This is a genomic window from Nocardia sp. NPDC058497, assembly GCF_042720195.1.
Classification (GTDB): domain Bacteria; phylum Actinomycetota; class Actinomycetes; order Mycobacteriales; family Mycobacteriaceae; genus Nocardia.
This window is the reverse complement of the sequence record NZ_JBHXMY010000609.1, coordinates 1-3,448: the sequence shown is the minus strand read 5'-3', so window position 1 is coordinate 3,448 and position 3,448 is coordinate 1. Positions and strand designations below refer to the sequence as shown.

Annotated in this window: 3 protein-coding genes; all 3 read left to right on the top strand. The window is 63.1% G+C overall.

What is annotated here, in order from left to right; all coding sequences use genetic code 11:
- Nucleotides 1-31: 31 nt before the first annotated feature.
- Nucleotides 32-1,336 (top strand): protein kinase, encoded by a 1,305-nt coding sequence (locus tag ACFWPJ_RS28140; protein WP_378855809.1) that lies wholly within the window; start codon nt 32-34, stop codon nt 1,334-1,336.
- Between the two features lie 262 nt (nt 1,337-1,598).
- Complete coding sequence (locus ACFWPJ_RS28135) at nt 1,599-1,976, top strand: hypothetical protein (protein WP_378855808.1); 378 nt, start codon at nt 1,599-1,601, stop codon at nt 1,974-1,976.
- Nucleotides 1,973-2,656: a helix-turn-helix domain-containing protein gene (locus ACFWPJ_RS28130; RefSeq protein WP_378855807.1), complete on the top strand. Its 684-nt coding sequence runs from the start codon at nt 1,973-1,975 to the stop codon at nt 2,654-2,656. The genes ACFWPJ_RS28135 and ACFWPJ_RS28130 overlap by 4 nt, the downstream gene beginning before the upstream one ends.
- The last annotated feature ends 792 nt before the right edge of the window (nt 2,657-3,448 follow it).

The window sequence follows — 3,448 nt, the reverse complement described above, 5'->3', positions numbered from 1 at the left end:
AGTGGGTTATACGTGCCCGGCGGTGTACCTCGTGATGGAACTCGTCGAGGGCGCGACGACGTTGCGGCACTACCTAGACCCCGATGCCCCGCTGCCGGTGGAATGGGCGGTCGCGGTCGCCGCGCAGATCGCGACCGCGCTGTCGTACGCCCATGCGCTGCCGGTCGTCCATCGCGACCTCAAGCCCGACAACATACTTGTCACACCTGGCGGCACGGTGAAGGTCATCGACTTCGGCATCGCCGCGCTCCTTACCGCCAACGCGGCGAAACTTACCGCGACGGGCATGCCGCTCGGCTCGGCCGCGTATATGGCGCCCGAGCAAACCATCGGTGCGAAGGCGACACCGCGCACCGACCTGTACGCCCTCGGTTGTGTTCTCTACGAAATGCTCTGCGGGTACCCGGTTTTCAGTGGCAACGGCCCGATCGTCATGCACCACCACTACGCCACCGATCCTGTCCCGCCGAGCGAGTTGCGCGCAGAACTGCCTGCGGACCTGGACCGGTTGGTTATGGATCTGCTGGCCAAGGATGCCGAGAAGCGACCGGCCGACGCCGCTGAGGTGTATGAGCGCCTGTTACCGCTACTGCCACCGGTCGGATCAGTTGTCGATCTCGGCGCGGGTCGGTTGTCGGGCGTGCCCGATCCGACCGCGGTTTTCCGGCGGCCCAATGCGCCTTTGCAACCAGACCGAGTCACGCCGACTGTCCGGTTCCAGGGGGTGCTTCCGGCGACTGCTCCGGTGAGCGATGATGTGCTCGAGCAGCGACTGGCAACTGTGCTGGCCGAGTACCGTGAGTTGATCGCAGACGGCCGCCCTCTGCAAGCCGCGGATGTACTCGGCGGTGTGCTCGAGCCCGCGGGTCGCGCCTTCGGTGCCGAGAGCCCGCGCGTGCTTGATCTCCGCTTCGACGTCGCGCTTGCCCGCTTCATCGGCGGTGAAATCCGTAAGGCTAGAATCGAATTCGATGCGCTCGCGGCGGCCTGCGCGCGCGTGCGCGGATTCGCCGATCAGCTCACGATCGATTGCCGCAAGTTCGCGGTGGACTGCCGCATCGAACTGGGTGAGCTCACCGAGGCTCTGTCGGGAATGCGCGCGGTGTTGGCTGATGTGCGGGCCACCCAGAGTGACGGCAGCGAAACCGCGTTGGAGATGCGGTTGGCGTTGGGGCGATTGTTGGCGCTCATCGGACACCGCTCAGAAGCGCACATCACGTTGACCGAGGTGTATGACGACCTGTTGCTGGTGCGTGGGCCTGACGATCCGCTGACCCAGGAGGCGGCTGCGACGCTGCAGCGGTTTCTCGACGACGACCCGGCAGCAGGCGGCTAGCTCAGCCAAGATCGGTGCCAGATCCGGCAGGGTGTACGGGCGATCGTCAGCGTACAGATCGACGCTGGGCTTCTTCGTCAACGCGGAGTTCTTACAGTTGCTGACCGCGCAGGAACAACCGTGCTGGCCGCCAGGACGGCGTTCAAGTACGGTATCGATCGCACCAGCGGGCTGAAGCGGGGGTTCGGCTCCCAGTCACATCTTTGCGTCAAAGTTCACGCGTTACTGGATCGGGGCAGTACACTGCCAAGAAAGTGAAGTTATGTCTTCATTTGAGCTGGAGGTCATCTATGAAGGACGCGCGCTGGCGGTGTACGGCGTGGTGCTGCCGGAACGTGGATGCCTCGCTTCAGTCTGGTTGGCGGGCCTACCGCCGCAGCCTCAGGCTCAGTTCCGGGCAAGGTTGGACAGGTTGACGGAGGTGGGATTCCTGCGAAGCCCTGAGGAGATGCGCCCGTTGCAATGCAACGGCGAACCTCCGGTTCATGAGATCAAGACGAGGTCGGGACATCGGCTCTACGTGATCAGGTCGAGGCAGGACTGGGTGGCGACCCACGGCGCGGTCAAACCACCCGATCGCAAGGTATGCGCGCAGGCCGAACGGGCGCGGGGGATCTGGAAGGAGGCGCAAGAACAATGACGACTTGGTTCCGGCGGACACCGGAGGCAGAAGCGCTGTTCGCGGAGGAGCGTCTGCTGTTGTCGGCTACCGAGATGGTGCACGGCGCACTGGACGCGAAGGGAATGAGCAAGAAGCAGCTGGCCGAACTGCTCGAGGTGACGCCCACCGAGATCAGCCAGCGACTCAGCGGCAGGCGCAACCTGACCTTGCGAAGCTTGGCACGAATGATGCACGTTCTCGGATATCGTGTGCGGCTCGACTCCGACACGCTCAGCGGGGCCCCTGGACTCGATGTCGTCGGTGCGCGGGTCAGACGGCACCTCATGGACCGAGGTGATTCCCCGGCGAAGGTTTGGTCGGTCTGTTTCAGAGCTTCGATCAGTGCCGACGGCATCAAAGACCGTGCCGACTTCGCTGCCCATATCGATGACCTGTGGTCGAATCTGCAGACATTGGACCACATCTCATCCGCCCGGCTGGACCACCGCGAAAGCCAGATCATGGTCGAACTCCAAGTCCGTGCGGATGATCTCCTCCAGGCTTGCACCCGCGGCACAGCCGCGGTTCGGACCGCGATCCACAGCGCCGGCGGCGGGACGCCCGGCTGGGAGAAGGAGATGGAGAGATTGGTCCGGCAGCTTCGATTGGATGTCTCGTCCGAACCGGATTGTCTGGACGAAACGCGTGGTCTGGTCTAGTTCTTTCGACCTCCAGCAAGTAGTAACGACGGCTGCTAGCCTCCAACCCGTGCTTCCCTCGGGGTCGGTGGGCAGCCAAGAAACATGGGTGGAGTCGCCAGCGTTTGGTGTAGGAGAACTTCATGACCAAGAACGGTCGTTCCGGCAACCGTCCGGTTCGCGCGAGCGGTCGATCTGAACAGGTCTCGCGGCGGCATGCTGGACGTGCTGCCTACCGCACCGCCAATTAGCGTGAACTTGTTGCCAGCGACTCTCCGATACGTGAGCGGCTTCGCGGCGGTGTGGGTGAACGACAGCTCATCGGTGAGTTTCGCGGCGATTCTCGCCGCAGGGAAGCAATTTGCGAATTGGCATATTGCGTTTGGGAGCTGGACGGTGAGACTGTTCTCGCGTCGAATGGGTTTCGTTCCTCGGCGAGTCCCAGTGCGCTCCGACGGCAACGTACGACCGCGGAATTCGCCTTGTCGGCCTTGCTTCGCATCGAGCACCAGACGAACGAGCGACGATCCAAGGCGATCAGGTCGGCAATATCGGCTCCGAACCACTTGTCCGCCGTGGTGATGCAGCAGTTGGGCGGCCTAGCTTTCCAAACGGAACTGCGGCGCCTGCTGGCTGCTGACGGGCTCCCGCCCAACGCACTTCATCCGGGGGACACTGCAGGATGGGCGTGGGCTCGTGGCGTCGGCTTAGTCGACCACGCCTCCGACCATGTCCGAACCTTCCGCGACATGGACGACAGCCTGTTTCTATAATAAATTATCAAGGATGCGTCGACTGAGTGCTTTATTCATG